This window comes from Cupriavidus consociatus (assembly GCF_017814975.1).
GTDB classification, from domain to species: domain Bacteria; phylum Pseudomonadota; class Gammaproteobacteria; order Burkholderiales; family Burkholderiaceae; genus Cupriavidus; species Cupriavidus consociatus.
The window spans coordinates 58,813-84,306 of sequence record NZ_JAGIQA010000035.1 but is presented as its reverse complement, the minus strand read 5'-3'; the positions used below and the strand labels follow the sequence as shown (position 1 = coordinate 84,306).

The following is a 25,494-nucleotide window of genomic DNA, read 5'->3' as shown; positions in this document are numbered from 1 at the left end:
CCTCGAACCTCGTCACAAGTCAAGGGTTCGCGGGGCAAATTGCGATTTTATTGGCGGCTTAACTTGGATGGATTGGGGTTGGCGCTCACGCGCAACACGCTTCCTGGTAGTACGCGGTTTCTCAAGGACATGCTTTTGCGTCATTCACGTCAGGTACTCACTGCAGGGAAGGCTGATGAAACAGTGTCCGACGCTGGAGGCCCATTGGCCGGCCATTCAGTATTCACTGGGCATCTAATTGAAGCGCTACGTGGGAAGGCTGCAAGTGAAGCAAACGTTATTACAGCGAGCAACGTCATGGCATATGTTTACGCCAAAGTTGCAAGCGACAGGGACTCCAACCAAACACCTCACTACGGGCACTTTGACGGCGATGGCGACTTTGTCTTCAGTGCGCCAAGCCTAACCGAGCTGGAGGCAAGCGAATCCAAGGATCTTGATCGCTTGATCACTGTTCCTTATACAGAGGAACTACGTACACCTGAAATCTTGGCAAGTAAAGCTCAGCGGGTGAAGGCGCTACTAGCAGCTGAGAGTAGTGCGATTGAATTGCACGACTTTCTGGTCGGGGAAACGCGACGGTTTCTCGCGTTGACCGGAGAGGATGCCTTTCCAATTTCATCAGCATGGAACCAAGTGGAGTTCGTTGAGCGACTAAGACGGTACGAAGAGTCCACGTCCGACCTAGCTGCGCTGCTCGCGGCGGTTGCCTATTGGGCTAAGCCAACACATCTGTCAACGCTACAGAAGTGCTTAGCACGATCTTGTGATCGGCTTGATGTTCGTGGCGGTCTATCGGTATGGCTCGAATTACGCTGGTATCCCCTCATATTACAGACTTACTACGCGGGCATAGCTGCTGTGGACGCACAGCGATACGAGAGCCTGTCAGCGCTTTTCTATACCCCGCTGTCAACAATTGATAACTCCTCGCCGAATCCCGTTCTCGTTGAAGCCATTGGCAACTGCATACTCGAACTCAACCGGACGAATGTCTGGAAGACTATTCCTGGCCATGAACGAAACTACGCCCCCTTGAGTGAGTACCTCTACAAGATCGTCCAACCTCGTATTGATGACTTACTTTTCCTCGGGAAGAACTACGAATCCGCATTCGACACATTCGAGGTGTTGCTTGCCCTAGCTGTAGCGGATATGCGCATTATGCGAGGTTCCGGGGTCTGGGGACCTGTGGGCCGATTCGGCTGGAAGCGGCATGGCGCTTCTGCGCCTTACGAGCGAATCCTTCAACAGGCTAGGGAGCAAGGGGAAGCCTGGTTACCCCTCCGGGCAGGGCTCTTCGGAGGAAGCGTCGAACGCTTTGAGCGTGTTGCTACGGAGTACGGAAACATAGTTGCAAGGCTTTCATGGCACTGAGGACCTGTAACGCCTCAACGAAACCTGCTACGAAGCGGCAGACGTCTCGGCGGACGTCCTCACCTGCGCTGAGCCGAATCGGACTGATCGGCTGGTGTTGGTGATGGCGCCCGAGACGTGCCGGGCTACGAACTGATTGTCCTCTGCGAAAGCTCGGCGCTCTCAATCGGGTTGGAGCGGCTGAGGAAGGAGGCGGGGGCGTGCTACGCGTCCGCGAGGGGGGTGTTCATCGGGGGCACGGCAGCAGTTGGGCAGCGGGATCACGCAACCCGTTGATGACCTAATCCCGCCTTCATCGTGAGACTTTGGCGCCGCCATCAAACCGCACCTCGTCCCACAAAGGCCAAAACTTCCCGACTAGCCTTTCACGCGGAAACGACGCAATCGCAGCCGTAAAAATGCGTGCCGTCTCCGGGTGTGCTGCTGCCCGGGCTGTCTGCGGTGGACACCCTGCCGCTACGCTGATCGAAGCGGTTCCCGATCTGGTGGGACTCGCCGATATCGCCGATGCCGTCGGCATGTCCCGCCAGAACATGCGCAAGTTGATGATCGGCTATCCCGAGTCTTTCCCGGCGCCGGTGCATGAAGGCAGCACCACACTCTGGCACTTGCTGGGTGTGCTGGTATGGCTGGATCAGCGCGATTACAGCATTGACCCGATCCTGTTGGATGTCGCCGCCACGGCCATGCAAGTCAATCTTGCCCGTTGCGCCAGGCAGGTGGTGCCTGCCATGGCGCGGGAGTTGCGGGCGCTGGTGGGGTAGGGGGCACCGCGCCGGAAGTCAGACGAGTGTTCGATAGCTGGGGCGGGCGAGAGAATCGACCGAACCGGCGAATCACTCGGCGCTTCCGAACAAGCCAATTCCTAGCGGCGGATCACCATCAACCACGCGCAGCCAGAAACCTCTGCCAAATGGAACGACCAACTTCGTCATAGCGTCTTACTTCACTTCCGAAGGCGACACGATCCGCCACAGTCACAAGCGGCTCAGGCAAGAACGGATCGAACACCAGTTGCCGGATCGCCTGGTCGCCGAGCAGATAGGCTTCCTTGGCGGCCAACTCTACGGGTAACGTGTCGAGCTTGGCATTCGATTTCTCAAGCAGACGCCTGCTCTCGCGATAGCCTTTCACAAGCTCCTTCCCGTTCCACAGGCCGCGAGCCTTCGATTCCAGCCCGGCGTCGAAGTCTCGTACCGTAAAGACCGGTGCACTATTCTCGACGCCCAGGCCGTAGAGCCGTTCGCGCGTATGGGCGACGCCTCCGGCGAGGTTATCCGGCCGAACATACAGGCCTTCCTCGAGTTGCCGCATTCCGACGAGCGCAAGGGCGCGCTCACGTGCACGCAGGGCCGTACGATCGCTTCGTCCCAGGCCGGCGATCAAGACGGCTACCCATGTGCCATCCCAAGGGCGCACTCGCTGCTCTGCAACTCGCCATGCGGATATGTCTTCACCCAGCGCCCGGCCCTCGGAGCCAAGCCGATACGTTCCTCTTCCCGCTGTCTCAATCAGATTGGCATTCGCCAGGCGGGTAAGCGCAACCCGCGCATTGTTGTCCGAGATCCCGAAGAGCGCGCAGGCTCGTATAGCGTCAGAGGCGTCGAGGGTCTCCGTCTCTGATGCCACCAGGAGCTTGAGAATCAGGCGGCGCGCTGCGGGACCGGGAGCACTTTCATCCAATGCAGCTTTTGATGCCTCAGCCATAGGGTAGGGTTCTTCCTGATATTACTATCTTGTACAAAAAATGCGATTCTATGTAATATGTGTATCGCTTCCACGGATGAGAGTCTACCCATGTCAGCCAGGTCACAGTTCAGCACTCACGATGTCCAGAACCAGCCGTTGCCCCTGCCCGCGTATAACGCGTGGTCAACGGATCGCGCATTGCAGGAGGCCGTAGCGCGGCATGGCGGAGCATGGGCGAGCGAGCACCTTGCGGCCTATGGTGAAGTCACGGGCGGAAGAATGATGGAGTACGGCGAGCTGGCCAACCGTCATAAGCCGGTACTGCACAGCTTTGACAGGTATGGCCGGCGCATCGACACGGTGGAGTTTCACCCGGCCTACCATAAGCTGATGGGCCACGCGATGCAGGGCCAGGTTCATAGCTTTTCCTGGCGGCACGAGGACCGGGTTGGCGCGCACGTTGCGCGTGCAGCCCTGGTGTATCTGAACGGCCAGCCGGACGCCGGCACAAGCTGCCCGCTAACGATGACACATGCCGCCATTCCGGCGCTCCGCAAGTCTCCGGCGGTTGCAGACGCATGGATCCCTCGCGTGACAGCCAGCGAGTACGACTCGCGCGCACTGCCTGCTCATGAGAAGACCGCGTGCACGATCGGCATGGGCATGACGGAAAAGCAGGGCGGCTCGGATGTCCGAAGCAACACCACGCGCGCGCACCTGCAACGGGACGGTACGTACGAAATCGTTGGCCACAAGTTCTTCTTTTCAGCGCCGATGTGCGATGCACATCTGGTCCTGGCTCAGGCGCAGGGCGGTCTGAGTTGCTTTCTGATGCCACGTGTTCTCCCTGACGGATCACTCAATGCGGTCCGGATCCAGCGGTTGAAGGACAAGTTGGGCGACTGGAGCAATGCATCTTCCGAGGTCGAGTTCCAGGGAGCGACGGCGAGTCTGGTTGGCGAGGAAGGGCGTGGCGTCGCGACGATTATCGAGATGGTCGCGCTGACCCGGCTGGATTGCATTCTCGGCTCGGCCGCGCAGATGCGGCAGGCAATTGTCCAGGCACTCCACCACACGAGTCAGCGCAAGGCATTCGGACGTTTGCTGATTGACCAGCCTCTGATGCGCAATGTCCTGGCCGACCTGGCACTGGAGAGCGAGGCCGCCATCGCGCTTGCGATGCGTATCGCTTCCGCTGTGGATGCGTCGCCGCGAGATCCGCATGAGGCCGCACTCGCCCGCATCGGGACCGCCATTGGGAAATACTGGGTCTGCAAGCGTACGCCTGCCCATATCAACGAAGCGCAGGAATGCCTGGGTGGGATTGGATACGTCGAGGAGAACATCCTGCCGCGGCTCTATCGGCAGGCGCCTCTGAACTCGATCTGGGAGGGCAGCGGCAACGTGCAGTGCCTGGACGTCCTGCGTGCTTTGCAGAAGGAGCCCGGCGTTGGCGACGCCCTGTTCAAGGAACTCCACACGGCGCGAGGGTTGCATGAGGCCTCTGACCGGCATGTGGCGTGGCTGCAAAAAGCCTTCGAAGACCAGACCGTCCTGGAGGCGCGCAGCCGGCTGGTGGTAGAGCGAACTGCAATGGCCCTTCAGGCGGCGCTGCTGTTGACCTCCGGGAATGACGAGATTGCCAATGCCTTCTGTCGCGCCCGCCTGGCACAAGAGTGTGGCTTTGCATATGGCACGCTGGACCCACATGCGCCGATTGCACTGCTAATCAACCGCGCCAGCCTGATGATCTGACCTTGCGCCGCGAGCTGACGAACACCTGAACCTCATGACCCTGCATCTCTCGCAACTGCTTGCGCAGCGCGCCGCGCTGTCGCCGTCGCGCGAAGCCATTGTGTGCCCGCGCGGACGCTGGACTTTTTCTCAGTTCAACGATCGCTGTACACGGCTTGCTGATGCATTCGCCGAGCTAGGGGTTTCGGAAGGGGATCGCGTTGCGATCTACGCAAGGAATGGTGAGGCCCTGGCCAATGCGGTGTTCGCTGCCGCTCGTGCTGGCGCGACTGCCGTGGTGGTGAACTGGAGGCTAAGCACCGCGGAACTGGCATACATTCTCGCTGATGCCGAGCCTTCCGCTCTCCTGTATGAGGATGAATTCGCTCCTGTCGTTGAACGGCTCGTTGAAGCCCGCTGCGGGGAATCATCCGGGTGGGAGAGCGTGGGCCTGGCGTCGATTACGACAGCATTGTGAACGGGTCCGGACCCCTGGCATCAGGCTCCCGTGAAGTGCGAGCCGATTTGCCGGCGGTCATCATGTACACCTCGGGCACGACTGGGCGTCCCAAAGGGGCGATGCTGTCGCACGAAGCCCTGATCTGGGCCGCTCACGGCAATGCCAATACCCTGGACTGGCGTCAGGATGCGCGATTCCTGCTCGTCGCACCGATGTTTCATATCGGTGGACTGTCTCCGTTGATTACCAATGTGCTGAAGGGATGCACCACCGTTCTTCGGGCTGACTTTGATCCGGCGCAGGTCTGGCAAACCATTGCCGCTGAACGCATCACCAGCATGATGTCAGTTCCGCTGATGCTGCAGGCAATGCTTGCGGTGGCAAAGTCAGCGACGATCGACGCCTCCACGCTGTTGTGGGTGAGTTGCGGCGCGTCAGCAGTGCCGAAGGCGTTGATCGAAGCGTATCTCGACCTGGGCATCAGCGTGCACCAGGTCTACGGCACCACCGAGTTCTGCGGAGCGGTGTCATTCTGGACCGCGGAGATGGGGCTGGCGAAGGCGCACTCGCAAGGCAAGCCACTTCTGCATGGCGAAGTCAGGATCGTCAATCCGGCGACGGGAACCGTACTGCCTGCGGAGGAGGACGGGGAGATCTGGTGTCGGGGTCCGATGGTTTTCTCCGGCTACTGGAGAAATCCGGACGCCACGCAGGCCGCCTTGCATCAGGGCTGGTATCGAACCGGAGATATCGGCCATCTCGACAAGGATGGTTTCCTGTATGTCGTGGACCGTCTGAAGGACATGATCATCAGCGGCGGAGAGAACATCTATCCCGCTGAGTTGGAAGCCGCGATCCGCACAGTTCACGGTGTTGCAGACGTGGCGGTGGTCGGGCGGGCGGATGCAAAGTGGGGCGAGGTTCCCGCCGCGTTTGTGGTGTGCAAGCCAGGCTCGTCCGTGATGGAGGCAGATATCCTGACCGCTTGCAGACAACGGCTCGCCGGGTACAAGTGCGTGAAGACCGTTGAATTCGTCAACAGCCTGCCGCGCAATGCAGTTGGGAAGATCCTGACGCAGGAGCTGCGGGCACTGCGGTGACCGTTGTGAATGTGTCGACCGTTCCTAGTTATCTAGTGCGTCGATTGTCGGAAGTATCGTTCCCTCAAATAGTCGAGATAGGGCCGATACTCTGGTCGACTAGCACGCATACCGCAGCACCCAACGGTCTCCATACTTGCCGAGCAAACGCAAGGGCCAATTCCAGAGTCCTCCCAAAGCCGGCCAGACCCAGCACAATGACAATTCTCCGATTCACACAGATCGCGCTTTCCTGATGGTTGTCATTTGACAACTAGGCATTGCGGATCTAGTATCGGAGATGCCAATGACCCGCGCCAAACACCCGAAGAAGGAAGTTGAAGCCGCACTAAGGTACGCAGAGTCGCAAGGCTGGCGGGTCGAGATGGCGAAGGGGAGCGGGCACGCCTGGGGTCGTCTCTACTGCCCCCGCAATGACAAGGAATGCCGCTGTGGCGAGTTCTGTGCCTCGAGCGTTTGGAACACCCCGAAAAGCCCGGGCAACCATGCCAACGCAATCCGGCGGATCGTTGACAACTGCTCACATCAGCATGAATGAAGACGCCATACACATTGCAGATCACGAACTAGCCATGGAATACGCCTTCACTTTCAGATTCCTGCTGTCGCAGGCTGACCACGACGCCGAAGCACTGGTCGAACGCCTGGGCGAGGCAGGCTGTGATGACGCACTCGTGGGTACCGGCCTGCCAGGACGAGTGGCGTTGTCATTTGTCCGCGAGGCGGATTCAGCGAAGGCGGCCATGGTGAGCGCCCTAGCCGATGCCCGGCGCGCCATGCCGTCCGCTACGCTGATCGAAGCGGTTCCCGATCTGGTGGGTCTCACCGATATCGCCGATGCCGTCGGCATGTCCCGCCAGAACATGCGCAAGTTGATGATCGGCTATCCCGAGTCTTTCCCGGCGCCGGTGCATGAAGGCAGCACCACACTCTGGCACTTGCTGGATGTGCTGGTATGGCTGGATCAACGCGATTACAGCATTGACCCGATCCTTCTGGATGTTGCCGGCACGGCCATGCAAGTCAATCTTGCCCGGTGCGCCAGTCAGGTGGTGCCTGCTATGGCGCGCGAGTTGCGGGCGCTGGTAGGGTAGGGGCGACGCACTGGAAGTCACCGAGCCCGGAGGCATCGCCGCTGTCATCGAACTGCATCTCGTCGCATGACCGGGCATCGTGAAGAGCCAGGCCGGCCCCGTCGGCGCGCTATATCTTCCACAACGACTCATTCTCTCGTGCGCATCTCAGGAAGCTAAAGTTCGACAACTTCACCGAAGACACCAAGGTGGAGACCCACGGGTGCCAGACCGCAGCCCGATCGGACAACATCGTGGCCGATTTCTCGAAGTACCTCTTCGAGGCTGGAAAGACAAAGACCGTCGTGATTGAGCACACGACGGGCACCGATCCGCGGATCAATGGGGATAAGACGGAAATTCCGGACCAGGATTACAGACATTTGGAGCGGGCGATATACAGGGGCGGTAAGCTCCTGACAAGGACCAAGAAGACAGGCGCTCTGGACGAGAGCGAGTTGGCAAAATGAAACCTATCCTTCGCGCAGTCGTCACTCATTTTCTTGCATTGCTGGCCGGGATTTCTTTTGTCTTTGTGTACCCCTTTAGCTTGTCCGACGAGAACGTAACGATCGATGTCATTTACATGCAGTACGCCTGCGGGGACTGCTACGTACAGTACCGCGTGCTAAGGGCTGGTGAAAAAGGGGGGCAGATGCAAGCCAGAACATTCGATAGCGAGAACCTTACCCCGACGCGGTTCATTGGCTGGGATGTCGTTGTGCTATACAAGGGCTCCGACCAGCCGCTTATCAAGTATGTGGACCCAAGCACCGCCTCACGCAATGACTGCATGAGCCCCGTCGTCCGCTTGCGGGGGCGGTTCAAGCGCAAGCTGATCTACACGCTCTTCTACACCGGCGACAGATACGATGGCATCTATTTTGATGCGGACACCGCTTCGATCGTCCCGAACGGCATCCACGGCTGTAGGCCGAGTCGCGGGGCGGCGATCCGATAGCCAATTGATCCTTAACATCAACCGCTGATCCGAGCGGTGCGGGCCAACCCATCGGGTTCACATATCGATATTGCGCACGGGAGCTTTCGAGGGCCACGTCTGGTCCCGGCCGGCCAGAACTATCAAGCGTGCTTCTGTCATGAGACTTCGGCACCGCCATTGAACCGCACCTCGTCGCACAAAGGCCAAAACTCCCCAATGAGCCGTTCACGCGGAAACGACGCGATCGCAGCCGTACTCAAGCCCTCACTGTCGACAGAAATGATTTGCTTGGCCACCGTCCGATACCCAGCACGAAAGTGATTGGCCCCCTTGATCGCAACGACCTTGTACTCAGTAACGTCCACCCCATGCAGCACAAACGGCTCGATATCAAAAATCTGCTCCGCCCGCGAAGCCACGATGACATCGACCCCATCGATAATCAGCCGACACATCGCCCCCAGGTCGAAGCGAACCCCTTCGAACATCGAGCCGGGCCGATTGACGAAACGACCGTCCGTGATGCACTTCACATAGGCATCGGCTTCGATCGGCGCCCCCTGGAACCGGCCTTGCTTGCCCCCCAGCGAGACCCTGATCGTGGCGCCGACACCCGCGCGCTGCGCTTGTGCGACCACGGCTGCGTCATTGATCGATGCGAAACAGCACGTGCCGGCGGGCGGATTGGCGTCCAGTAACGCGCGCAGCAAGTGCGTGCCGTCTCCGGGCGTGCCGCCCCCAGGGTTGTCTGCGTACTCGTTGACGACAACCGGACCCTCTGCCGCCGACAGGGCCAGGGCGATGCCCTCTGCCGGTGACGGGAACGTCGGACGGAATTCCTCGCGATGCGACCAGATCCACTGCGCGACTTCGTCGACGCAACGTTGCCCGAGTGCTGCATCTCCGGTAGTGGTGCACACGACCACCGGGCAGGGTGCCGCTATATCTGCGTACGGAAAACCGTGGAACCACGAGCAGTCGATCACGCCGGACTGCACGGCCAGCTTCTGGCAAACGTCGTTGACTTCGGCCGGGATGAACCCGTCCTGTGTCGTCACGATGTACGGCAGCATCGGCAGGCGCCGCGTTGCGGTGACCGGCGTGAGCCTTCCCCGAATCATCTCAAACAGCAGCTCGACGGCTTCGACGCCCCGTTCATGGAAGTCGGTATGCGGATACAGCTTGCACGGCAACGTCAGGTTGCAAGCATCCCGCATCGCGTCCGTCATGTTGCCGTGCAGATCGTAGACCGCGGCAATCGGGACGCCGGGCCCGACCAGCGCACGAACGGCAAGCGCCAGATCGCCTTCGATGTCCTCGGTGCCGTCGGCGACACCGGCGCCATGCAGGGCCAGTAGCACGCCGTCAACTGGCAGCACGGCGCGAATGCCATCGAGGATTTCCTGCTTCATGGCGGCATACGCGCCGGCTTCGATGGTGCCCGATGGCGTCGCCTGCCCGACGTAGGTGGGAACGAGCGTGGCGCCGGTCTTGCGTGCGCCGTCGATAAATCCGCCCACCTGATGATTCGATTTGTCGAATGCCGCCAGGATTTCGTCGCCCCGATACCGCTCGAACGCGCGCAGTGGCGTCATGCCCGCGAATTCGGCGGCGTATGTGTTGGTTTCGTGGATGAGTCCGGCAACGGCCAGGCGGACGGGCATTGGGCTTGAAGTCACGGGAACGCCTCCGAGAGGTACCTTCTTTGGATGAAAGCTTAGGGCGTTCCGTGCGCTGGCGACAAGCGCGCCCGGCGATGATAAAGATAGCCGGCTCGGTACTGTGGTACGTGTCAGGGATCCAGCCGAACAGGTACGGGCTGACGGAATGGTCTGGCTACCCCTTGCATCGCACCGGACTCCGGCCGGCCAGCGTCTCCGCGTAAGCCTGGAACCGGCGAAGCTCCTCGCGCGGAACGAGCGAGCCGCCGGTGGCCCAGATCACATGCGTTGCATTGCGCATGTCGATCCCGTGATCGCGCACATATGCCTGGCCCTCGGGTGATTCACGCAGCCAGCCGGGTCCACCGATGCCGGCCGCCGCTGAAGGCTCGACTTCCACGCCCATAGACGTCTTGAGCGCGAGCAACTGAACGTAGAGTTGATCGTCGGGGACGGTGAACACGCCGGCGAGCTGGGAAGCCATCAACGGGCTGACCAGATGGGAGGCCTGGCCGACGGCGAGGCCATCGGCATCGGTCCGGTTATCCAGGCCGATGTCATAGACGGATACGGGCGCGTCCGCACCCGAGGCCAGCTGCACCAGTACGCACGGCGAGGCCACGGGCTCGGCAAAGAAGCAGTGCACATATTCGCCGAACAGTGCCTTGAGCCCGTAGGTGATGCCACCGGGCGCGCCGCCGACGCCGCAGGGGAGATAGACGAAGAGCGGATGCGCGGCATCCACGATGCGGCCGGCTTCGGCGAGCTGGCGCGCCAGGTGACGTGCCGCGGCGGCGTATCCAAGGAAGAGCAGGGCGGAGCGTTCGTCATCAACAAAATGACAGCGCGGCGCCGCCAACGCCTGCTCGCGGCCCGCTGCCACGGCTTGCGCGTAGTCGCCCTCATGTTCCACGACGCGCACGCCGCGTTTGCGCAGGCGATCCTTCTTCCACGCCTTGGCGTCCGCGGACATATGCACGACCGCATCGAATCCGAGCGCAGCCGCCATCACGCCGATGCTCAGGCCGAGGTTGCCGGTGCTGCCGACCGTCACCGAGTATTGCGAGAACAGCGCGCGCGCCGCCGCCGTCGCGAGCACGCGGCGGTCACCGTCGGGGTCGAGGATGCCATGCTCGATCGCGATGGATTCGGCAATCGCCAGCACTTCATGAAAGCCGCCGCGTGCCTTGATGGAGCCGGCAACCGGCAATTCGTCGTCACGCTTGATAAACCACGCGCCCTCGGCGCCATCGTTGCCGACGATTGCGCGCTGGAGCCCGGTGGCAGGCATCAGTTGCGATTCCACTTGCCCATGGCTTGACGCCAGTTCGGGAAACAGCGTCGCCATGAGCGGTGCACAGCGCGCAAGGCGCGTCTCGGCTGCCTCGATCAGTTCTGTCGGGGGGGCGGAAGCCGGCAGGGGTTGCCCCAGCCTTGGATTCAGCCAAAGCAGCGGTTGTTTCGATTGAAGTCGTGCTAATACTTCTGTGGGCAGCGGCAGGGTGGTCATCAAGTCGTTTTCCGAGGAATGCCTTATGAGCCATGATCGTAGGCGCTGCAGTCGTGCAAGAATAGCGATGGTTTCTAACGTATGTATTAGCCAGGCTAATCCAAATGCTCGACTCCTCCGTTCTCGGCGCGCTGCGGTGTTTCGAAGCCGCGGGACGCCTGCTGAGCTTCACCAAGGCCGCCGAATCGTTGAGCCTTACCCAAAGCGCGGTGAGCCAGCAGATTCGCCACCTGGAAGACCGTCTCGGCTACATGCTCTTCGTGCGCCAGCCGCGCAACCTGAGACTGACGCCAAAGGGCGAGGCGCTGTTCGAGACGACGACGCGCGCACTGCACGACATCCAGCAGACCATCCAGCGGCTCGGCCTGCCAAACGCGCCGTTGCAGGTCAATTGCCTGCCATCGTTTGCGCTGCAATGGCTGATGCCGCGCCTGACAGAATTCCACCGCGAGCAGCCGGATGTTTCCGTGCGCCTGAAAGCCGAGTTCCAGGCACTGGACAGGCAATCGATGGAGGCGGAAGACATTGACGTGGCAGTGCGTTACGACCCGGTCCGCTACAGCCAAATGCATGCCGACGTATTGCTCGACGAGTTCCTGATTCCGGTGGCCACGCCCGAGTACCTCGCCCAGCACCCTGGACTATCTGGCGGGGTGTCGCTCGACGGCGTCGTGTTGCTGCATGACGCATCGCCGTGGGTCGGCGCAGCCGAGTTCGTGGAATGGCGCACATGGCTTGAGGCCTTTCACCCGGCATGGATTGCGCAGCTGGAGGGGCCGCAATTCAATCTGTCGAGCCTTGCGATCAGCGCGGCGCTGAACCACCAGGGGGTGGCGATGGGACGTACGGCGTTGGTCTATGACGAACTCAGGAGCGGACGGCTGGTGGATGTCTTCGGCAAGCATGTACGCGCGCCGGCGCGCTACATACTGCTTTCTCGTAATCCGGAGGACCGCCGCGTGACCATTTTCTCTTCGTGGCTCAAGAAAGAGTGTGCGCGCTTCGATATTGCGCGGATGGAGTTGCTTTCGCTGGATGGGGTCTCGCGCGGAGCCGGGCAGGGGCGTTGATTTGGTAGCCTGTCGATCTGCAGCATGCCATGCCGGGCAGTTGCCCCTTCTACTGCTGTGCGACCTGACGGCACAGCGTGCTGTTCGCAGGCTTCGCTGGTCACCTCGCAGCGTTCGCAACGCTTGGGGAATGCTCTTGGACGCTGCGGTTCGCGACGCGATATACGCGATCTGCCGCCTGGACCAGCGCATGGCGATTCGCCCTGCCTGATGGTGATGTTCACGTCCTGCAAAAGCTGCTTCCCGCCTTGCAACCTTGCCAACCCGAAACAAATGTAATCGTCTGTAAATGCCACATGCCGCGGCTCCGCCTTGATATCGGAAGCGCGCTTCCCCTTTGGTACGATCCCGCTCTTTCCACCAGCGCCCGCCATCGTGAATCGCCGCCGTGTATCGTTGTTTCGTGAATATTGCGCACGGTGGCTCGCACGCATCGCGCCGCTCTGCACCGCCGGCAGCACCATAGCCATACGCGGTTTTCGCGGCGCGCTGCGCCGCCTTCGCCACCCCACGCGGCGCGGCATCGTGCTGACGCTCGCCGCATTGCCGGCGCTGTTCCTGCTGTATGCGCTTGCGCTCGTACCATTCACGCCCGGCATCGAAGACATTCGCAAAGCCCGTGTCGATCGGCCAGCGTTGATTGTGTCGGCCGACGGCAGGCTGATCGATGAATTCAAGCCGTCCAATCGCGAGTGGGTGTCGCTCGGGCAGATCTCGCCGTACATGGTGGAGGCATTGATCGCAACCGAAGACCGGCGCTTTCATGAGCATTCCGGCATCGACTGGACGCGTACGGCGTCGGCAGCGCTGCATACCTTTTCCGGTGACCGGCAGGGCGGCTCGACAATCACGCAGCAACTGGCGCGCAACCTGTATCCCGAGGAAATCGGCCGCGCACCGACCCTCGCGCGCAAGCTCAGGGAAGCGATCACGGCGTTCAAGATCGAGGCCGTGTACAGCAAGGATCAGATCCTGGAGACGTACCTGAACACGGTGCCGTTCCTGTACAACGCCTACGGCGTGGAAATGGCCGCACGTACCTACTTTGGCAAATCTGCCCGCCAGCTCGACATTCTCGAGAGTGCAACGCTTGTCGGCATGCTGAAGGCCAACAGCACTTACAACCCGGTGCTCAATCCCGATCGCGCGGTGCAGCGGCGCAACACTGTGCTCGGGCAGATGAGCAAGTACGGGAAGCTCGCGCCTGATGCCTACAACTGGTTGAAGCGACAACCGCTCAACGTCAACTTCACATTGCAAACCGCGCAACCGGGCGCCGCGCCGCATTTTTCGGCGCAGCTACGCAAGTGGCTGATCGCGTGGGCCGATCGCAACGGCTACAACATCTATGCCGACGGGCTGGTCGTGCATACGACGCTGGATTTCCGTCTGCAGGCAATGGCAACGCAGGCGGTGGACTGGCAGGCGAACCAGTTGCAATGGATCGCGAACGAAGCATGGAACGAACGCACGGGCTGCTGGCCGGGCAACGGACTGTTCCAGGCATTCATCCGGCAAACTCCCGACTATCGCGCCGCACGCGATGCTGGGCAATCGGACCCGGCAGCCGTCAGGAAGCTTGCCAGGAACCCCGCCTTTGTCCGCGCGCTTTGCCGGAGCAAGACTCAGGTCCAGGCCGGCTTTGTCGCGATCGATCCGCGCAACGGCGATATCAAGGCATGGGTCGGCAGTCGCAATTTCAGTGACGCACCGTTCGATCACGTGCAGCAGGCGCGGCGTCAACCGGGTTCGACATTCAAGCCGTTCGTCTATGCCTCGGCGTTCGCGGGCGGCGCGCGGCCGAGCGATACGATCGTAGACCGGAATGTCGCCATTCCACTGACCGGGGATGCGGTCTGGCGGCCTACCGACGCGGAACCGCCCACCGGCCGGCCGATGACGCTACGCGACGCGCTGGCGTATTCGCGCAACCGCGTTACCGCCCAGCTCATGCAAAAGGAACGCCCCGGGAAGGTCGCACGGCTCGCGCGCGCGATGGGCGTGCGCGAGAGTCCGCTCGAAGCGGTGCCGGCGCTGGCACTCGGCACAAGCCCGGTCACGCTCAAGGAAATGGTCTCCGCGTATAGCACGATCGTGAACCGCGGCGCCTATATCGAACCGCGCATGGTCACTCGCATCGAGGATCGCGACGGCAAGGTGCTCGCCGAATTCGCGAGCGCAGCGCCGGAACAGGCACTGCCCGCCGGCGCAGCGCAAACGCTAGTCGACGTGCTGCGCGACGTCGTCAGCCGGGGCACCGGCGTGGGTATCCGGACGCGCTTCGGGATTCGCGCCGACGTGGCCGGCAAAACGGGCACGACGCAGGACAACACGGATGGCTGGTTCATCCTGATGCATCCGCAACTGGTCGCGGGCGCGTGGGTGGGTTTCGACGATGGACGTGTGACGCTCGGCAATTATTGGGGCCAGGGCGCCCACAGTGCCCTGCCGATGGTGGGCGCGTTCTACGACATGGCGCTGCGCGCGCGGGTTATCGATCCCGGGGCGCGGCTCGGCCCTGAGAGCCGGCCGCCTCGCACGGTCCGTGCGGAACGGCAGCGGCAGTTCCTCTTCTGGAGGTTCTGATTTCGTCCCGCGCAGCGCTTCCGATCGGCGCACGGCATCACGCCAGAGCGCCGTCAACATAGGGATCGACATTGCGCGCCGGATCGTTCGAGGGCCAGGCCCGGTCCCGGCCGGCCAGGGAGCGGGCGCCGTCGGAAAACGGGTCAACGCTGCGAGCCGGGTCCGCCGAGACACCCGTGCGATCCAGGCCGGCCAGCGAGCGGGCGCCGTCCAGGAAGGGATCAACGTTGCGTGCACCGTCGACAAACGGGCTGCGCGATTCCTGCACCGAGCGCGCACCGTCGGTGTACGGGTCACGTGCATCGCTGACGGAGCGGGCGCCATCGGTGAACGGATCGCGTGCGCCAGCGTATGACAGGCTGGCGGCCTGTGCGCCGGCTGCGGCGGCTACCAGGGCGATGGCGAGGGCAAAGCGCTTGGCGATGTTGGTAGTCATGATCGATTTCCTTTAACGTTTGACAGGGTATGGGTCCGGTGGGGGCTGCATCGTTGCAGTTCGCCGTGGGCCCGTGGAAAGCATTAAAGGAGACCGATGTATCGCGCCTGTAGGACGCAGCGGCCGGATTTGTCGGCGTGCGTATCGTTGGCGGGGCGTAATACAAGGCCGTACAAAGACCGCCGTCCGGGAACACGCCGGGCAGCGGGGACCACCCCGAATCGCCATTTTCTTGGCGGCCAAGCCTGATATCCCGGCACGGCTTCACGGGAGAATCCCGCTTGCTGACACCGCTTCATGAGTGGAGAATGGGGCAGCCCGCGGTAGAGCATTCCAAGGCACTTCGAAACCGGATTCCTTGCCCTCGAACGGTAGCTCGCCCCCCAAACGACGCCCCCTTAGCGCCGACCATCGTGACGTCCTCCGCACCCTTTCGCGCGCCGCGCCTGCATTTCGACCTGACCACGATCCAGCTTTTCATCGCTGTAGCCGACCAGGGCAGCATCACCCGCGGCGCGGAACGGCTGCATCTGGCGGCCGCAGCGGCCTCCCGACGCATCCTCGAACTCGAATCCCAGCTCGGCGTCTCCGTCTTCGAACGCCTCCCGCACGGCATGGCCCTGACCGAAGCCGGCCGCGCGCTGCTGGCCCACGCCCGCGGCATCACCCATACCGTCCAGCGCATGCAGGACGATGCCGCCTCCTTCGTCGGCGGCGACCTGGGCGTGGTGCGGGTGGCGGCGCCAAAATCGGCGGTGATCCAGTTCCTCCCCTTCGACATCCAGCGCTGCAACACCACCTGCCCCGGTGTCCGCATCGACCTGCAGGAAATGAACAGCCAGGAAGTCCAGCAGTCCTTGCGCCGCGGCACCGTGGACATCGGCATCTATGAAGGCAGCCTGGGCGTGATCGACCTGCCGACCGAGCCGTATCGCGATGACCGGCTGGTCCTGGTGGTGGCGCGTGGCCATGGGCTGGCGCGGCGCAAGCAGGTCACGACGGAGGACGTGCTGGACTGCGACCTGATCGTCCTTGGCGAAAGCTCGGCCATCTCGATCGGCCTGGAGCGTCTGGCGGAGGAAGCCGGCCGTGTGCTCCATATGCGCATGCGGGTCGGCGGCTTCGACAGCATCGCCGCCCTGGTGGCGCAGAACCTGGGCGCCGGGGTAATGCCGGAGGCGATCGCCGCCGAGGTCGCAGCCGGCAGCCGCTTCGTCCGATTGCCCATTGCGGAGCCTTGGGCAAAACGGCAATTCGTGCTTTGCCACCGGCCCCATGGCGCACTTTCCTCCGCCGCGCTCAGCGTGCTGGAAGTGCTTGCGCAAAACGCGAAACCAGAATCCCAAAAATAGCGATAGCCCGCGGCGCGCGCATTGCGGATGATGGCTCCATAACGATTCGTACTACGGAGACACGCAATGCAGCGCAGACAATTCATCCTGGCCGCGGCGGCCGGACTGGCGATGCCCGGCCTGGCGCGCGCCGCCGCTGACGTGCAGGGGCCGGTGCGCATCGTGGTGGGTTTTGCCCCCGGTGGCGGCACGGACGTGCTGGCGCGCGTGATCGGGCAGAAGCTCGGGGTCATGTGGAATACCAGCGTGGTGGTGGAGAACAAGCCCGGCGCAACCGGCGCGATCGCCGCTGCTTATGTGGCCAAGCAGCCGCCGGATGGCACCACGCTGCTGATGGCGCACGTCAACAGCCATGCGATCGCCCCGGCGCTGCTGGACGTCAAGTACGACCCGCGCGCCGACTTCACGCCGATTTCGATGGTGGGCGTCACGCCCAATATGCTGACCTGCCGTCCGGAACAGAAGGTACGGACCGTTTCGGACATCGTGGCGCTGTGCCGCAAGAACCCCGGCAAGATTTCCTTCGGCTCGTCGGGCATCGGCTCGGCGCAGCATCTGGCGCTGGAGCTGTTCCGGATGCAGGCCAAGATCGACGTGGTGCATGTCCCGTACAAGGGCTCGGGCCCGCTGGTGGCGGACCTGATCGGCGGCCAGATCGACTATGCGTTCGACACGATGACCGCCGCCACGCCCTTTATCCAGCAGGGCAAGGTGATCGCGATCGCGCAGACCCGGCTCAAGCGCGCGGCCAGCCATCCCAATGTGCCGACGCTGGCGGAGTCGGGCTTTCCCGGACTGGACGCGGCATCGTGGTACGGGCTGGTGGGGCCGAAGGGCATGCCGCCGGCGCTGGTGCAGCGCATGAACGCGGACGTCAACCGCGCGCTGGCGATGCCCGACGTGGCCGAGCGGCTCAAGAGCTTTGGCGCCGAGGATTCCGGCGGCACGAACCAGCAGTTCGGCGCCTTCATCGCATCCGAGTCCACCAAGTGGGCCAAGGTCGTGAAGGACGCCGGCGTGAAGGCTGAAAGCTGATGGCGCGTAGCCGTCGCGCCCACGTACGCCGACTTATCGAATTTCCCAGGAAGCACCCGATGACCGATTTCACCGCAACCGGCGCGCAAGCGCCTGCCACCAAACTGCCGCTCGCGGGCGTGCGCGTGCTCGACGTCAGCCAGGTCATGGCCGGTCCCTACGCCTGCATGCTGCTGGCCGACCTCGGCGCCGACGTGATCAAGATCGAGCCGCCAGAGGGCGGCGACCAGACGCGTGGCTCGATGGGGTTCAAGATGAAGGGCCCGGACAGCATGGGCTTCCTCAACATGAACCGCAACAAGCGCAGCGTCACGCTGGACCTGAAGACCGAGTCCGGCCGGCAGGTGCTGTATCGCCTGGCGGAATCGGCCGACATCCTGGTGGAGAACTACCGCCCTGGCGTGATGAAGCGCCTGGGGATCGACTACGACACGCTCAGCAAGATCAACCCGAAGCTGGTCTACTGCAGCATCTCGGGTTTCGGCCAGAGCGGGCCGTGGGCCACCCGGCCGGGCTTCGACCTGATGGCGCAGGCGATGTCGGGCGTGATGAGCGTCACCGGCTACCCGGGCGGGGCACCGGTGAAGGCAGGCGTGCCGGTAGCCGATATCGGCTGCGCGCTGTTCGCGACCTACGGCATGCTGGCGGCCTATATCGGCGCCAAGGAGACGGGCAAGGGGCAGTATGTCGATGCCTCGCTGTTCGACTCCGCGCTGGCATTCTCGGTGTGGGACACCTGCGAGTACTGGGGCACGGGCCGCGAGCCCGAGCCGCTGGGCACGGCCAACCGCATGAGCGCACCGTACCAGGCGATGAAGGCCGCCGACGGCTACTTTGTCATGGGGGCCACCAACCAGAAGCTGTGGCAGCTGCTGTGCAACACGCTCGACCGGCAAGACCTGCTGGCAGATGAGCGCTTTGCCACCGTGGCGCTGCGGCTGGCCAACCGGCAGCCGCTGATCGCCGCGCTGGAAGAAAGCTTCGCCAAACAGACCGCGGATTACTGGATCGAGCAGCTGCTGGAAGTCGGCATCCCGGCCGGGCCGATCCTGACCTATCCGCAGGCCTTCGACAGCGAGCACGGCCGGCACCGCCAGATGCGCATCGAAATCGATCATCCGATCGAAGGCAAGGTGCCCAATATCGGCTTCGCGGTGAAGATGGGCGGCACGCCGCAGCAGGTACGTCGTCCGCCGCCGCTGCTGGGCCAGCATACGGAAGAGATCCTGGCTGAGCTGGGGCTGTCGAAGGACGAACAGCAGTCGCTGGCGGCGGCCGGCGCCTTCGGCGCATGAGCGCCGCGCTGCCGCCGGGAGGCGGTCAGGCCGGGTCGGGCCAGCGCGAAGGCGGCGCTGGCAGCGACGGTCAGGTCAGGCTGACGGTGCAGGGACAGGTCGCGACGCTGACGTTCGACCGTCCGGCCGCGCGCAATGCGATGACGTGGGCGATGTACGAGCAGCTGGCCACGCATTGCCGAGCGCTTGCGGCGGATGGCAGCGCGGGTGTGCGCGTGGTGGTGCTGCGCGGCGAGGGCGGGGAGGCCTTTGTCGCAGGCACGGACATCGCGCAGTTCCGGCAATTCTCCAGCGGCGATGACGGGGTGGCCTACGAAGCGCGCATCGACGAAGGCATCCGCCTGGTCGAACAGCTGCCGATGCCGACCGTGGCCGTTATCGAGGGCTGGGCGGTGGGCGGCGGGCTGGCCATCGCGACTGCTTGCGATTTCCGCGTGGCGACGCCCAAGGCCCGCTTCGGCGTGCCGATCGCCAAGACGCTCGGCAACACGCTGTCGGCGCTGAACCTTGCCAAGCTGCGCGCGGCGTGGGGTTTGCAGCCGGTGCGGCGCATGCTGCTGCTGGCGCAGATCCTGGATGCCGATACGGCATTGGCGTGCGGATTTTTGGAAGGCGTCTATGCGGCCGAGTCGATCGAAAGCGAAGTTGCCGCGCTATGCAGCCGGCTCGCCGCGCTGGCGCCGGTTACGCAAACGGTCGTCAAGGAGGCGTTGCGACGGCAGACCGTTGAGGCGGTGGCCGATACCGATGATCTTGTGCGCTTGTGCTACGGAAGCGAAGACTTCCGGGAAGGGGTGGAGGCGTTTGTAGGCCGGCGGCAGCCGGAGTGGAAGGGGCGTTGAATGTGCTGCCTGGCCCGGCGCGAATGATGGTTCGCGCCGGGCCATTGTCGTTTACCGTCAAGCGGTTTCTGTCGCCCAAGGTGCATCCGGCTATGTCCCCGCTTCACCGCGCTGGTACTTCATAGATCAGCCGCACATATTTCGGCGCAAGCTGGCTGTCCACCACCACGCCGCCCATCGCCTCCGGAATCCGCCGGCTCGCCCAATTCTCTTCCGCCACCGGATAGATGAACCGCAACGGCTGCAGCGCAGCCATGGCCCAGTCCTTCACCGCCAGCACGGCCTCCATGCCATAGCCGTGGCCGTGGGCGTCTTCCCGGATCCAGATGCCGAATTCCGGTGCCGGCGTATCGGCGTGATGCAGGCCGGCCAGTCCCAGGAATTGGCCGTCACTCGCCCGGCGGATGGTAAAGACAAAATCCGATCCGTCGTCCATCGCCGGCAGCCATGCTTGCCAGACGTCGCGAAATGCCGCCGGGGACGGGGCGGGTTCCCATTCCATGTAGCGAGCCAGGGTTGGCGTGATGCAAGGCCAGGCTTCGTCGGCATCGGCGCCGGAGAAGGGAATCAGAGCGAGGCGTGCCGAGTGGATCAACGGGGCGGACATGGTGGGCTCGGTGGGGGCGGGCACGATCATTATTGCCCACAAGGATCCATTTCGTCGGTGCACGCTTTGCTTTGTTATCCCACCAGTCCCAGCACCCCCTCCCGCGCCTGCATTGTCCTCTTGGCAATATTCAGCTGGTGGATCTGCGTGGTCCCCTCATACAAGCGGAACAACCGCACATCGCGATAAAACCGCTCCGCCACCGTACGCGCCATATAGCCGCTGCCGCCAAAGATCTGCACCGCACGATCGGCCACGCGTCCGCACATTTCAGAGGCGAACAGCTTGCACATCGAGGCCTCCATGGTCACGTCCTCGCCGTTATCGCGGCGGCGGGCGGTTTCCAGTACCAGCGCGCGCGCGGCGTGGATGTCGGTGTTGCTGTCGGCAATCATTTGCTGGACCAGCTGGTAATCGGCGATCGGCTTGCCGAACTGGCGTCGCTGGCTGGCGTAGCGCACCATCTCGTCGACAAGGCGGATGGCAGGGCCGATGCACAGGCCGGCCAGGTTGATGCGCTGCTTGTTGAGCGCCTTCATCGCCGTCTTGAAGCCGACGCCAGGCTGGCCGCCGACGATGGCGGTGGCCGGCACGCGGCACTCCTGCAGGTAGACGTCGCCCACCGGGGAACCGTGCTGGCCCATCTTGCGCTCGGGTTCGCCGGTGCTGATGCCGGGCGTGCCGCGTTCGACCAGGAAGGCGCTGATGCCGTGCGCGCCGGAGATATCCGGGTCGGTGCGGGCGAACACGGTGAACAGGTCGGCGATCGGCGCGTTGGTGATGAAGCATTTGCTGCCGTTCAGCACGTAATGGTCGCCGTCGCGCCGGGCCGACGTCTGCAGCGAGGTGGCGTCGGAGCCGGCTTCGGGCTCGGTCAGCGCGAAGCAGCCGGTCAGCTCGCCCGATGCAAGCCGCGGCAGGTAGCGCGTCTTCTGGGCTTCGGTGCCGTCAACGACCAGCGACTCGGAGGCGATGCCGGTGTTGCCGCCGAAGCGCGCACGGAAGACTGTGGCGGCCTGCGAGACTTCGATGTTGACGAGCGTCAGTTCTTCGGATGTCAGCCCGGCGCCGCCGTAGGCTTCAGGGATGCTGTGTCCAAACAATCCGAGTTGTCGCATGGCGTCGACCACCGGTTCAGGAATGACGTCGTCGCGGTCGATGTCGGCTTCGAGCGGAATGCAGGTGTTGAGGACGAACTGGCGGAGGTCGGCAAGCAGGGCTTGCATGCGGGCGGCGTCGCGGATCATGGGAATGTGAGATGGGCAGGTGTCAGGGAAGGAGCGGGATGTGTCTTGCCTTGTGAACGACAGGCGTGAAAGGTGCTATTGGGGTGTGATGCCAGCGGTCTTCAGCACGCGGGTCCACTTCTGCGACTCGCTGTCCAGGTAGCGGTCGAAGGCGGGTGCGGATTGCGGGGCCACGTCCATGCCGAGATCGGCCAGGCGCTTGACCACGGCGGGATCGCTGACGGCCTGCGCCGCGGCGTCGGCCAGCTTGCGCACGACGGCGTCGGACGTGGCATGCGGCGCGACCAGCCCGAACCACGCACCGACCTCATAGCCGGGCAGGCGCGCAGCTTCGGCAACCGTAGGAACGTCTGGCAACGCCGCGGACCGTTTCGCGGAAGTCACGGCGAGTGCGCGCAGCTTGCCGCTCTGGACCTGCTGGCGGGCGATTGCCGCGGTCAGCGCCATCATCGACACGCGCGCGCCCAGCACGTCCGTCAGCGCCTCGGGCTGGCCCTTGTACGGCACATGGGTCAGCTTGACCTCGGTCATTTGCGCGAGCAGTTCACCGGAGAGGTGGTTGGAGGTACCTACACCGGCGCTGGCGTAGGTCAGCGCGCCGGGCTGGCTGCGCGCGGCGTCAAGCAATTCGGGCAGGTTGCGCAGGCGCGATGATGCGGGGACCACGATCACGTTGGGCACCACGCCAAAGCCGGCAATCGCGCGAAAGTCGCGTGCGCCTTTCCAGGCGATCGCGCCGTTGAGCAGCGGTCCGACCACATAGCTGGGGCTGACGGCGAGCAGCGTGTAGCCGTCCGGCGCGGCCTTGGCGGCAATGTCGGTGCCGATGGCGCCGCCCGCGCCGGTACGGTTCTCGACGATGACAGGCTGGCGCAGCAACTGGGCCATGCGCTCGGCGGTGGCGCGGGTGACGGTGTCGACCACGCCGCCGGCCGAAAACGGCACGATGATGCGAATGGGGCGGGCGGGGAACCTGTCGGCGCTGTCGGCGGCGCCAAAGGCCACGGCAGGCGCGAGCGCGGCGCAGCCGAGCATGGCGGCCAGCAGATACCGGCCCGCTGGTTGAGTGGGTTGCATCTTGTCTCCTGGGTAGTTTCCCTCTAAGGCCGCAATCTCGTCGGATCGCTTGGCGCCCTACTTGCTACAACTTTCGCTACGTCGTCATTGCCTGATACCTCGTTCGAGAACCGCTTGCCGTCAACGCGCGCACGCCAGCTCGATCTGCCTGACGCCTTCGCGCAACTTCTGCGCGACCGTGCGCGCCAGCATGTCGTCACGGTCGCGCGCGGCGGCGACGGTGCAGTTCAGCGCGAACGGGTCCTCATGCAGCGATTGCCGGATCGGCACGGCAATCGCATGGATGTCCGTTCGCCATTCGCCGCGGCTCAGGCAAAAGCCATGCGCCGCGTAGTGCGCCTGTTCCGCGATCCACATCGGCTGCTCCCGCTCGAAGCGCTCGGCATCTTCCACGCGCAGCCGGTTCAGCACCGCTGCGCGCTCTTCTGCCCCGCACGCCAGCAGCACGGCGCGGCCAATCGAGGTGGACAGCAAGGGCCGCGTACTGCCGATGTCGGGCTGGTACACGTTGCCCGGATCGACGCGGAAGCTGTCCACGTACACCACCGTCAGCCGCTCGCGCATGCCCAGGTTCACCGTGCACCCGGTTTCGCGGGCGATGGCTTCCATATATGGCCGCGCGATCTGGCGGATGGCCAGCCCGGCAAGCATCGGATACGCGAGCGCCAGCACGCCCGCGCCGAGCCGGTACTTCTGGTTGCCCGGCACCCGGCTCAGGAATCCGAGCAGGCTGAGCGTGTACGTCAGGCGCGACACCGTTGCCTTGGGCAGTCCGGTCCGCGCCACGATGTCCTGGTTGCCCAGCACCGGGCTGCCCGGCGTGAAAGCCCGCAGCACATCCAGCCCGCGTGCCAGGTTGCTGGCGAACTGGCGATCGGTAGAGAGTTCGTCGGCGCTGGCAAGGCCGGGCAGTGGAGTGCGTTCCATGTCTGGCTGCGATCTGTTGGCATTCATGCTCGGATCCGTAAGGGGGCTCGTCAATGTTGTAGCACGACGGTTCCGCACAGCGAAACCGTGCTTGCGCCCGACGCGCGGTGCTGTCAGTTTGGATCGCAGCAACCCGCGACAGACCTGAAACCAAGAGACAGATCCCATGCCGAACGCGTCACCCGACCTCGCCGCCACGGCGGCAAAGCCTTGCAACATTCACGCCGATGCTGGCGCCGGCCCGCTGGCAGGCGTGCGCATCCTGGACATGGCGACCGTGGTGGCGGCACCGTTCTCGGCCACGCTGTGCGGCGACATGGGCGCCGATGTCGTGAAGCTGGAGTTGCCCGATGGCAGCGATCCGCTGCGTTCGCTCGAGCCCGTCACCGACGCGCATGCGCTGTACTGGAAAGTCACCAACCGCGGCAAGCGCGGCATCTCGCTTGATGTACGCACGCCGCGCGGCAAGGAGATCTTCCTGAAACTGCTGCCGCAGTTCGATGTACTGGTCGAGAACTTCCGCACCGGCACGCTCGCGCGCTGGGGGCTGGATATCGGGACGCTGCGCGAGGCCAACCCCGGCCTGGTGGTCTTGCGTCTGACCGGCTTCGGCCAGACCGGACCGTATGCGCAGCGGCCCGGGTTTGCGCGGATCTTTGAAGCGATGAGCGGGTTCACCAACCTGGCAGGTTCGCCGGAGAGCGGGCCGATGCATATGAACTATCCGGTCGGCGACATGGTCGCTGGCTTGTTCGGCGCCTTCGCCATCGCCGCCGCGGTGGCGGAGCGGAGCGCGCGGCCGGACCTGCCCGGCCGCGAGATCGACCTGGCCGCCACCGAAGCATTGTTCCGGCTGCTGGAGCCGCTGGCGGTGGAATACGAGCAACTGGGCCGCGTGCGGCAGCGGGCGGGCAATCGAACGACCTATGCGGCGCCGTCCAATATGTACCGGACCTCGGATGACATCTGGGTGTCGGTGGTGGCCTCGTCCGACGCCACCTTCCGCCGGCTGGCAGAGGCGATGTCTGCGCCACAGCTCGCGCACGCTGCCGACTACGCCACCAACGCCGGCCGCGTGCGCAATCTCGATGCGCTCGACGCGCAGATTGCGGCCTGGTTTGCGGCCAGGCCCTACGCGGATGCAGCGTCTGCGCTCGAGGCATGCGAGGTGCCGTTCAGCAAAGTGTTCAGCATCGCCGACATTGTCGAGGATCCGCAGATGCGGGCGCGCGAGGCGATCGTGCGCCTGCCTGATGCCGAACTCGGGTCAGTGCCGGCGCCGTGCGTGGTGCCGCGATTCTCCGGCTACGCACCGGCCGCGCCGCGCTGCGGCCCGGACGTGGGCGAGCACAATGCGCTGGTCTATGGCGCGTTGGGGCTGGACGCGAGCGAGTTGCGCGCACTGCGGGAAGCGGGCGTTATCTGAAACGCTTCGCTTCTTGCTGGTGCGCATTTGCGTGCTTGAACGGGGTG

23 protein-coding genes and 1 pseudogene are annotated in these 25,494 nt (G+C 63.7%); 16 read left to right on the top strand and 8 right to left on the bottom strand.

Going from position 1 to position 25,494, the window contains the following annotated elements; genetic code table 11:
• Together J8I82_RS32795 and J8I82_RS32790 are read left to right on the top strand one after the other, a co-directional pair.
• On the top strand, positions 1-1,377 hold a 1,377-nt coding region (locus J8I82_RS32795), incomplete at its 5' end, for a hypothetical protein (protein ID WP_431831601.1).
• Positions 1,378-1,775: 398 nt separating this feature from the next.
• Complete coding sequence (locus J8I82_RS32790) at positions 1,776-2,141, top strand: DNA-binding protein (protein WP_209763798.1); 366 nt, start codon at positions 1,776-1,778, stop codon at positions 2,139-2,141.
• 118 nt (positions 2,142-2,259) lie between these two features.
• Here the strand turns inward: J8I82_RS32790 and J8I82_RS32785 are convergent, their stop codons facing one another.
• Positions 2,260-3,084, bottom strand: a complete 825-nt coding sequence (locus J8I82_RS32785; RefSeq protein ID WP_209763796.1) for a PaaX family transcriptional regulator C-terminal domain-containing protein — start codon at positions 3,082-3,084, stop codon at positions 2,260-2,262.
• A 90-nt stretch (positions 3,085-3,174) separates the two neighbouring features.
• Between J8I82_RS32785 and J8I82_RS32780 the strand changes: the two genes are divergently transcribed.
• From J8I82_RS32780 to J8I82_RS32750, 7 genes are all read left to right on the top strand, one after another.
• On the top strand, positions 3,175-4,821 hold the full coding sequence (locus J8I82_RS32780) for an isovaleryl-CoA dehydrogenase (RefSeq protein WP_209763794.1): 1,647 nt from the start codon (positions 3,175-3,177) through the stop codon (positions 4,819-4,821).
• 34 nt (positions 4,822-4,855) lie between these two features.
• Positions 4,856-5,278 carry an AMP-binding protein gene (locus tag J8I82_RS39200; RefSeq protein WP_209763793.1) on the top strand — a complete coding sequence of 141 codons (423 nt, stop codon included), beginning with the start codon at positions 4,856-4,858 and terminating at the stop codon, positions 5,276-5,278.
• Entirely contained in the window at positions 5,236-6,360 is a 1,125-nt protein-coding gene (locus J8I82_RS39195) for a class I adenylate-forming enzyme family protein (protein ID WP_336620922.1), read from the top strand. Before J8I82_RS39200 ends, J8I82_RS39195 begins: the two co-directional genes overlap by 43 nt.
• 286 nt (positions 6,361-6,646) lie before the next feature.
• Entirely contained in the window at positions 6,647-6,898 is a 252-nt protein-coding gene (locus tag J8I82_RS32765; protein WP_209763790.1) for a hypothetical protein, read from the top strand.
• A 34-nt stretch (positions 6,899-6,932) separates the two neighbouring features.
• Positions 6,933-7,454, top strand: a complete 522-nt coding sequence (locus J8I82_RS32760) for a helix-turn-helix transcriptional regulator (RefSeq protein ID WP_209763789.1) — start codon at positions 6,933-6,935, stop codon at positions 7,452-7,454.
• A gap of 233 nt (positions 7,455-7,687) precedes the next feature.
• Positions 7,688-7,903 (top strand): hypothetical protein, encoded by a 216-nt coding sequence (locus J8I82_RS32755; protein WP_209763787.1) that lies wholly within the window; start codon positions 7,688-7,690, stop codon positions 7,901-7,903.
• Positions 7,900-8,394: a hypothetical protein gene (locus J8I82_RS32750; RefSeq protein WP_209763785.1), complete on the top strand. Its 495-nt coding sequence runs from the start codon at positions 7,900-7,902 to the stop codon at positions 8,392-8,394. Before J8I82_RS32755 ends, J8I82_RS32750 begins: the two co-directional genes overlap by 4 nt.
• Before the next feature lie 137 nt (positions 8,395-8,531).
• Here the strand turns inward: J8I82_RS32750 and J8I82_RS32745 are convergent, their stop codons facing one another.
• Positions 8,532-10,055 (bottom strand): M81 family metallopeptidase, encoded by a 1,524-nt coding sequence (locus tag J8I82_RS32745; protein WP_209763784.1) that lies wholly within the window; start codon positions 10,053-10,055, stop codon positions 8,532-8,534.
• A 157-nt stretch (positions 10,056-10,212) separates the two neighbouring features.
• Positions 10,213-11,547: a D-serine ammonia-lyase gene (gene dsdA, locus J8I82_RS32740; RefSeq protein ID WP_209763805.1), complete on the bottom strand. Its 1,335-nt coding sequence runs from the start codon at positions 11,545-11,547 to the stop codon at positions 10,213-10,215.
• Between the two features lie 104 nt (positions 11,548-11,651).
• Here dsdA and J8I82_RS32735 point away from each other — a divergent pair, with 104 nt between their 5' ends.
• Positions 11,652-12,617 carry a LysR family transcriptional regulator gene (locus J8I82_RS32735; protein ID WP_209763783.1) on the top strand — a complete coding sequence of 322 codons (966 nt, stop codon included), beginning with the start codon at positions 11,652-11,654 and terminating at the stop codon, positions 12,615-12,617.
• Between the two features lie 375 nt (positions 12,618-12,992).
• On the top strand, positions 12,993-15,203 hold the full coding sequence (locus J8I82_RS32730) for a penicillin-binding protein 1A (protein WP_209763782.1): 2,211 nt from the start codon (positions 12,993-12,995) through the stop codon (positions 15,201-15,203).
• Between the two features lie 124 nt (positions 15,204-15,327).
• On the opposite strand, the pseudogene J8I82_RS32725 reads toward J8I82_RS32730, so the two are convergent.
• Positions 15,328-15,639 (bottom strand): annotated as a pseudogene (locus J8I82_RS32725) (hydroxyquinol 1,2-dioxygenase); the annotation flags it as partial.
• A 281-nt stretch (positions 15,640-15,920) separates the two neighbouring features.
• Between J8I82_RS32725 and J8I82_RS32720 the strand changes: the two are divergent.
• The 4 genes from J8I82_RS32720 to J8I82_RS32705 all read left to right on the top strand — a co-directional run bounded on the left by J8I82_RS32720 (position 15,921) and on the right by J8I82_RS32705 (position 20,163).
• Positions 15,921-16,991 carry a LysR family transcriptional regulator gene (locus J8I82_RS32720; RefSeq protein WP_245180368.1) on the top strand — a complete coding sequence of 357 codons (1,071 nt, stop codon included), beginning with the start codon at positions 15,921-15,923 and terminating at the stop codon, positions 16,989-16,991.
• A gap of 66 nt (positions 16,992-17,057) precedes the next feature.
• Positions 17,058-18,026 (top strand): Bug family tripartite tricarboxylate transporter substrate binding protein, encoded by a 969-nt coding sequence (locus tag J8I82_RS32715; RefSeq protein ID WP_209763780.1) that lies wholly within the window; start codon positions 17,058-17,060, stop codon positions 18,024-18,026.
• 59 nt (positions 18,027-18,085) lie between these two features.
• Positions 18,086-19,321, top strand: a complete 1,236-nt coding sequence (locus J8I82_RS32710; RefSeq protein ID WP_209763779.1) for a CaiB/BaiF CoA transferase family protein — start codon at positions 18,086-18,088, stop codon at positions 19,319-19,321.
• Positions 19,318-20,163, top strand: a complete 846-nt coding sequence (locus J8I82_RS32705) for an enoyl-CoA hydratase/isomerase family protein (protein ID WP_209763778.1) — start codon at positions 19,318-19,320, stop codon at positions 20,161-20,163. The genes J8I82_RS32710 and J8I82_RS32705 overlap by 4 nt, the downstream gene beginning before the upstream one ends.
• A gap of 103 nt (positions 20,164-20,266) precedes the next feature.
• Here J8I82_RS32705 and J8I82_RS32700 read toward each other — a convergent pair whose 3' ends face one another.
• The 4 genes from J8I82_RS32700 to J8I82_RS32685 form a co-directional block, all read right to left on the bottom strand.
• Positions 20,267-20,770 carry a GNAT family N-acetyltransferase gene (locus J8I82_RS32700; protein ID WP_209763776.1) on the bottom strand — a complete coding sequence of 168 codons (504 nt, stop codon included), beginning with the start codon at positions 20,768-20,770 and terminating at the stop codon, positions 20,267-20,269.
• Between the two features lie 74 nt (positions 20,771-20,844).
• Complete coding sequence (locus J8I82_RS32695; protein ID WP_209763774.1) at positions 20,845-22,017, bottom strand: acyl-CoA dehydrogenase family protein; 1,173 nt, start codon at positions 22,015-22,017, stop codon at positions 20,845-20,847.
• A 75-nt stretch (positions 22,018-22,092) separates the two neighbouring features.
• A complete protein-coding gene (locus tag J8I82_RS32690) occupies positions 22,093-23,094 on the bottom strand; it encodes a Bug family tripartite tricarboxylate transporter substrate binding protein (RefSeq protein WP_209763772.1) in 1,002 nt (333 codons plus the stop codon).
• A 120-nt stretch (positions 23,095-23,214) separates the two neighbouring features.
• Positions 23,215-24,021 (bottom strand): IclR family transcriptional regulator, encoded by an 807-nt coding sequence (locus J8I82_RS32685; RefSeq protein WP_209763770.1) that lies wholly within the window; start codon positions 24,019-24,021, stop codon positions 23,215-23,217.
• Positions 24,022-24,289: 268 nt separating this feature from the next.
• Here J8I82_RS32685 and J8I82_RS32680 point away from each other — a divergent pair, with 268 nt between their 5' ends.
• Positions 24,290-25,447, top strand: a complete 1,158-nt coding sequence (locus J8I82_RS32680; RefSeq protein WP_245180376.1) for a CaiB/BaiF CoA transferase family protein — start codon at positions 24,290-24,292, stop codon at positions 25,445-25,447.
• Positions 25,448-25,494: the final 47 nt, after the last annotated feature.

What these genes read in the sequence shown, in the direction of transcription:
- J8I82_RS32790 (WP_209763798.1), top strand. Translation starts at nt 1,776, where the DNA reads ATGCGTGCCGTCTCCGGGTGTGCTGCTGCCCGGGCTGTCTGCGGTGGA.
- J8I82_RS32785 (WP_209763796.1), bottom strand. Translation starts at nt 3,084, where the DNA reads ATGGCTGAGGCATCAAAAGCTGCATTGGATGAAAGTGCTCCCGGTCCC.
- J8I82_RS32780 (WP_209763794.1), top strand. Translation starts at nt 3,175, where the DNA reads ATGTCAGCCAGGTCACAGTTCAGCACTCACGATGTCCAGAACCAGCCG.
- J8I82_RS39200 (WP_209763793.1), top strand. Translation starts at nt 4,856, where the DNA reads ATGACCCTGCATCTCTCGCAACTGCTTGCGCAGCGCGCCGCGCTGTCG.
- J8I82_RS32765 (WP_209763790.1), top strand. Translation starts at nt 6,647, where the DNA reads ATGACCCGCGCCAAACACCCGAAGAAGGAAGTTGAAGCCGCACTAAGG.
- J8I82_RS32760 (WP_209763789.1), top strand. Translation starts at nt 6,933, where the DNA reads ATGGAATACGCCTTCACTTTCAGATTCCTGCTGTCGCAGGCTGACCAC.
- J8I82_RS32750 (WP_209763785.1), top strand. Translation starts at nt 7,900, where the DNA reads ATGAAACCTATCCTTCGCGCAGTCGTCACTCATTTTCTTGCATTGCTG.
- dsdA (WP_209763805.1), bottom strand. Translation starts at nt 11,547, where the DNA reads ATGACCACCCTGCCGCTGCCCACAGAAGTATTAGCACGACTTCAATCG.
- J8I82_RS32735 (WP_209763783.1), top strand. Translation starts at nt 11,652, where the DNA reads ATGCTCGACTCCTCCGTTCTCGGCGCGCTGCGGTGTTTCGAAGCCGCG.
- J8I82_RS32715 (WP_209763780.1), top strand. Translation starts at nt 17,058, where the DNA reads ATGCAGCGCAGACAATTCATCCTGGCCGCGGCGGCCGGACTGGCGATG.
- J8I82_RS32710 (WP_209763779.1), top strand. Translation starts at nt 18,086, where the DNA reads ATGACCGATTTCACCGCAACCGGCGCGCAAGCGCCTGCCACCAAACTG.
- J8I82_RS32705 (WP_209763778.1), top strand. Translation starts at nt 19,318, where the DNA reads ATGAGCGCCGCGCTGCCGCCGGGAGGCGGTCAGGCCGGGTCGGGCCAG.
- J8I82_RS32700 (WP_209763776.1), bottom strand. Translation starts at nt 20,770, where the DNA reads ATGTCCGCCCCGTTGATCCACTCGGCACGCCTCGCTCTGATTCCCTTC.
- J8I82_RS32695 (WP_209763774.1), bottom strand. Translation starts at nt 22,017, where the DNA reads ATGATCCGCGACGCCGCCCGCATGCAAGCCCTGCTTGCCGACCTCCGC.
- J8I82_RS32690 (WP_209763772.1), bottom strand. Translation starts at nt 23,094, where the DNA reads ATGCAACCCACTCAACCAGCGGGCCGGTATCTGCTGGCCGCCATGCTC.
- J8I82_RS32685 (WP_209763770.1), bottom strand. Translation starts at nt 24,021, where the DNA reads ATGGAACGCACTCCACTGCCCGGCCTTGCCAGCGCCGACGAACTCTCT.
- J8I82_RS32680 (WP_245180376.1), top strand. Translation starts at nt 24,290, where the DNA reads ATGGCGACCGTGGTGGCGGCACCGTTCTCGGCCACGCTGTGCGGCGAC.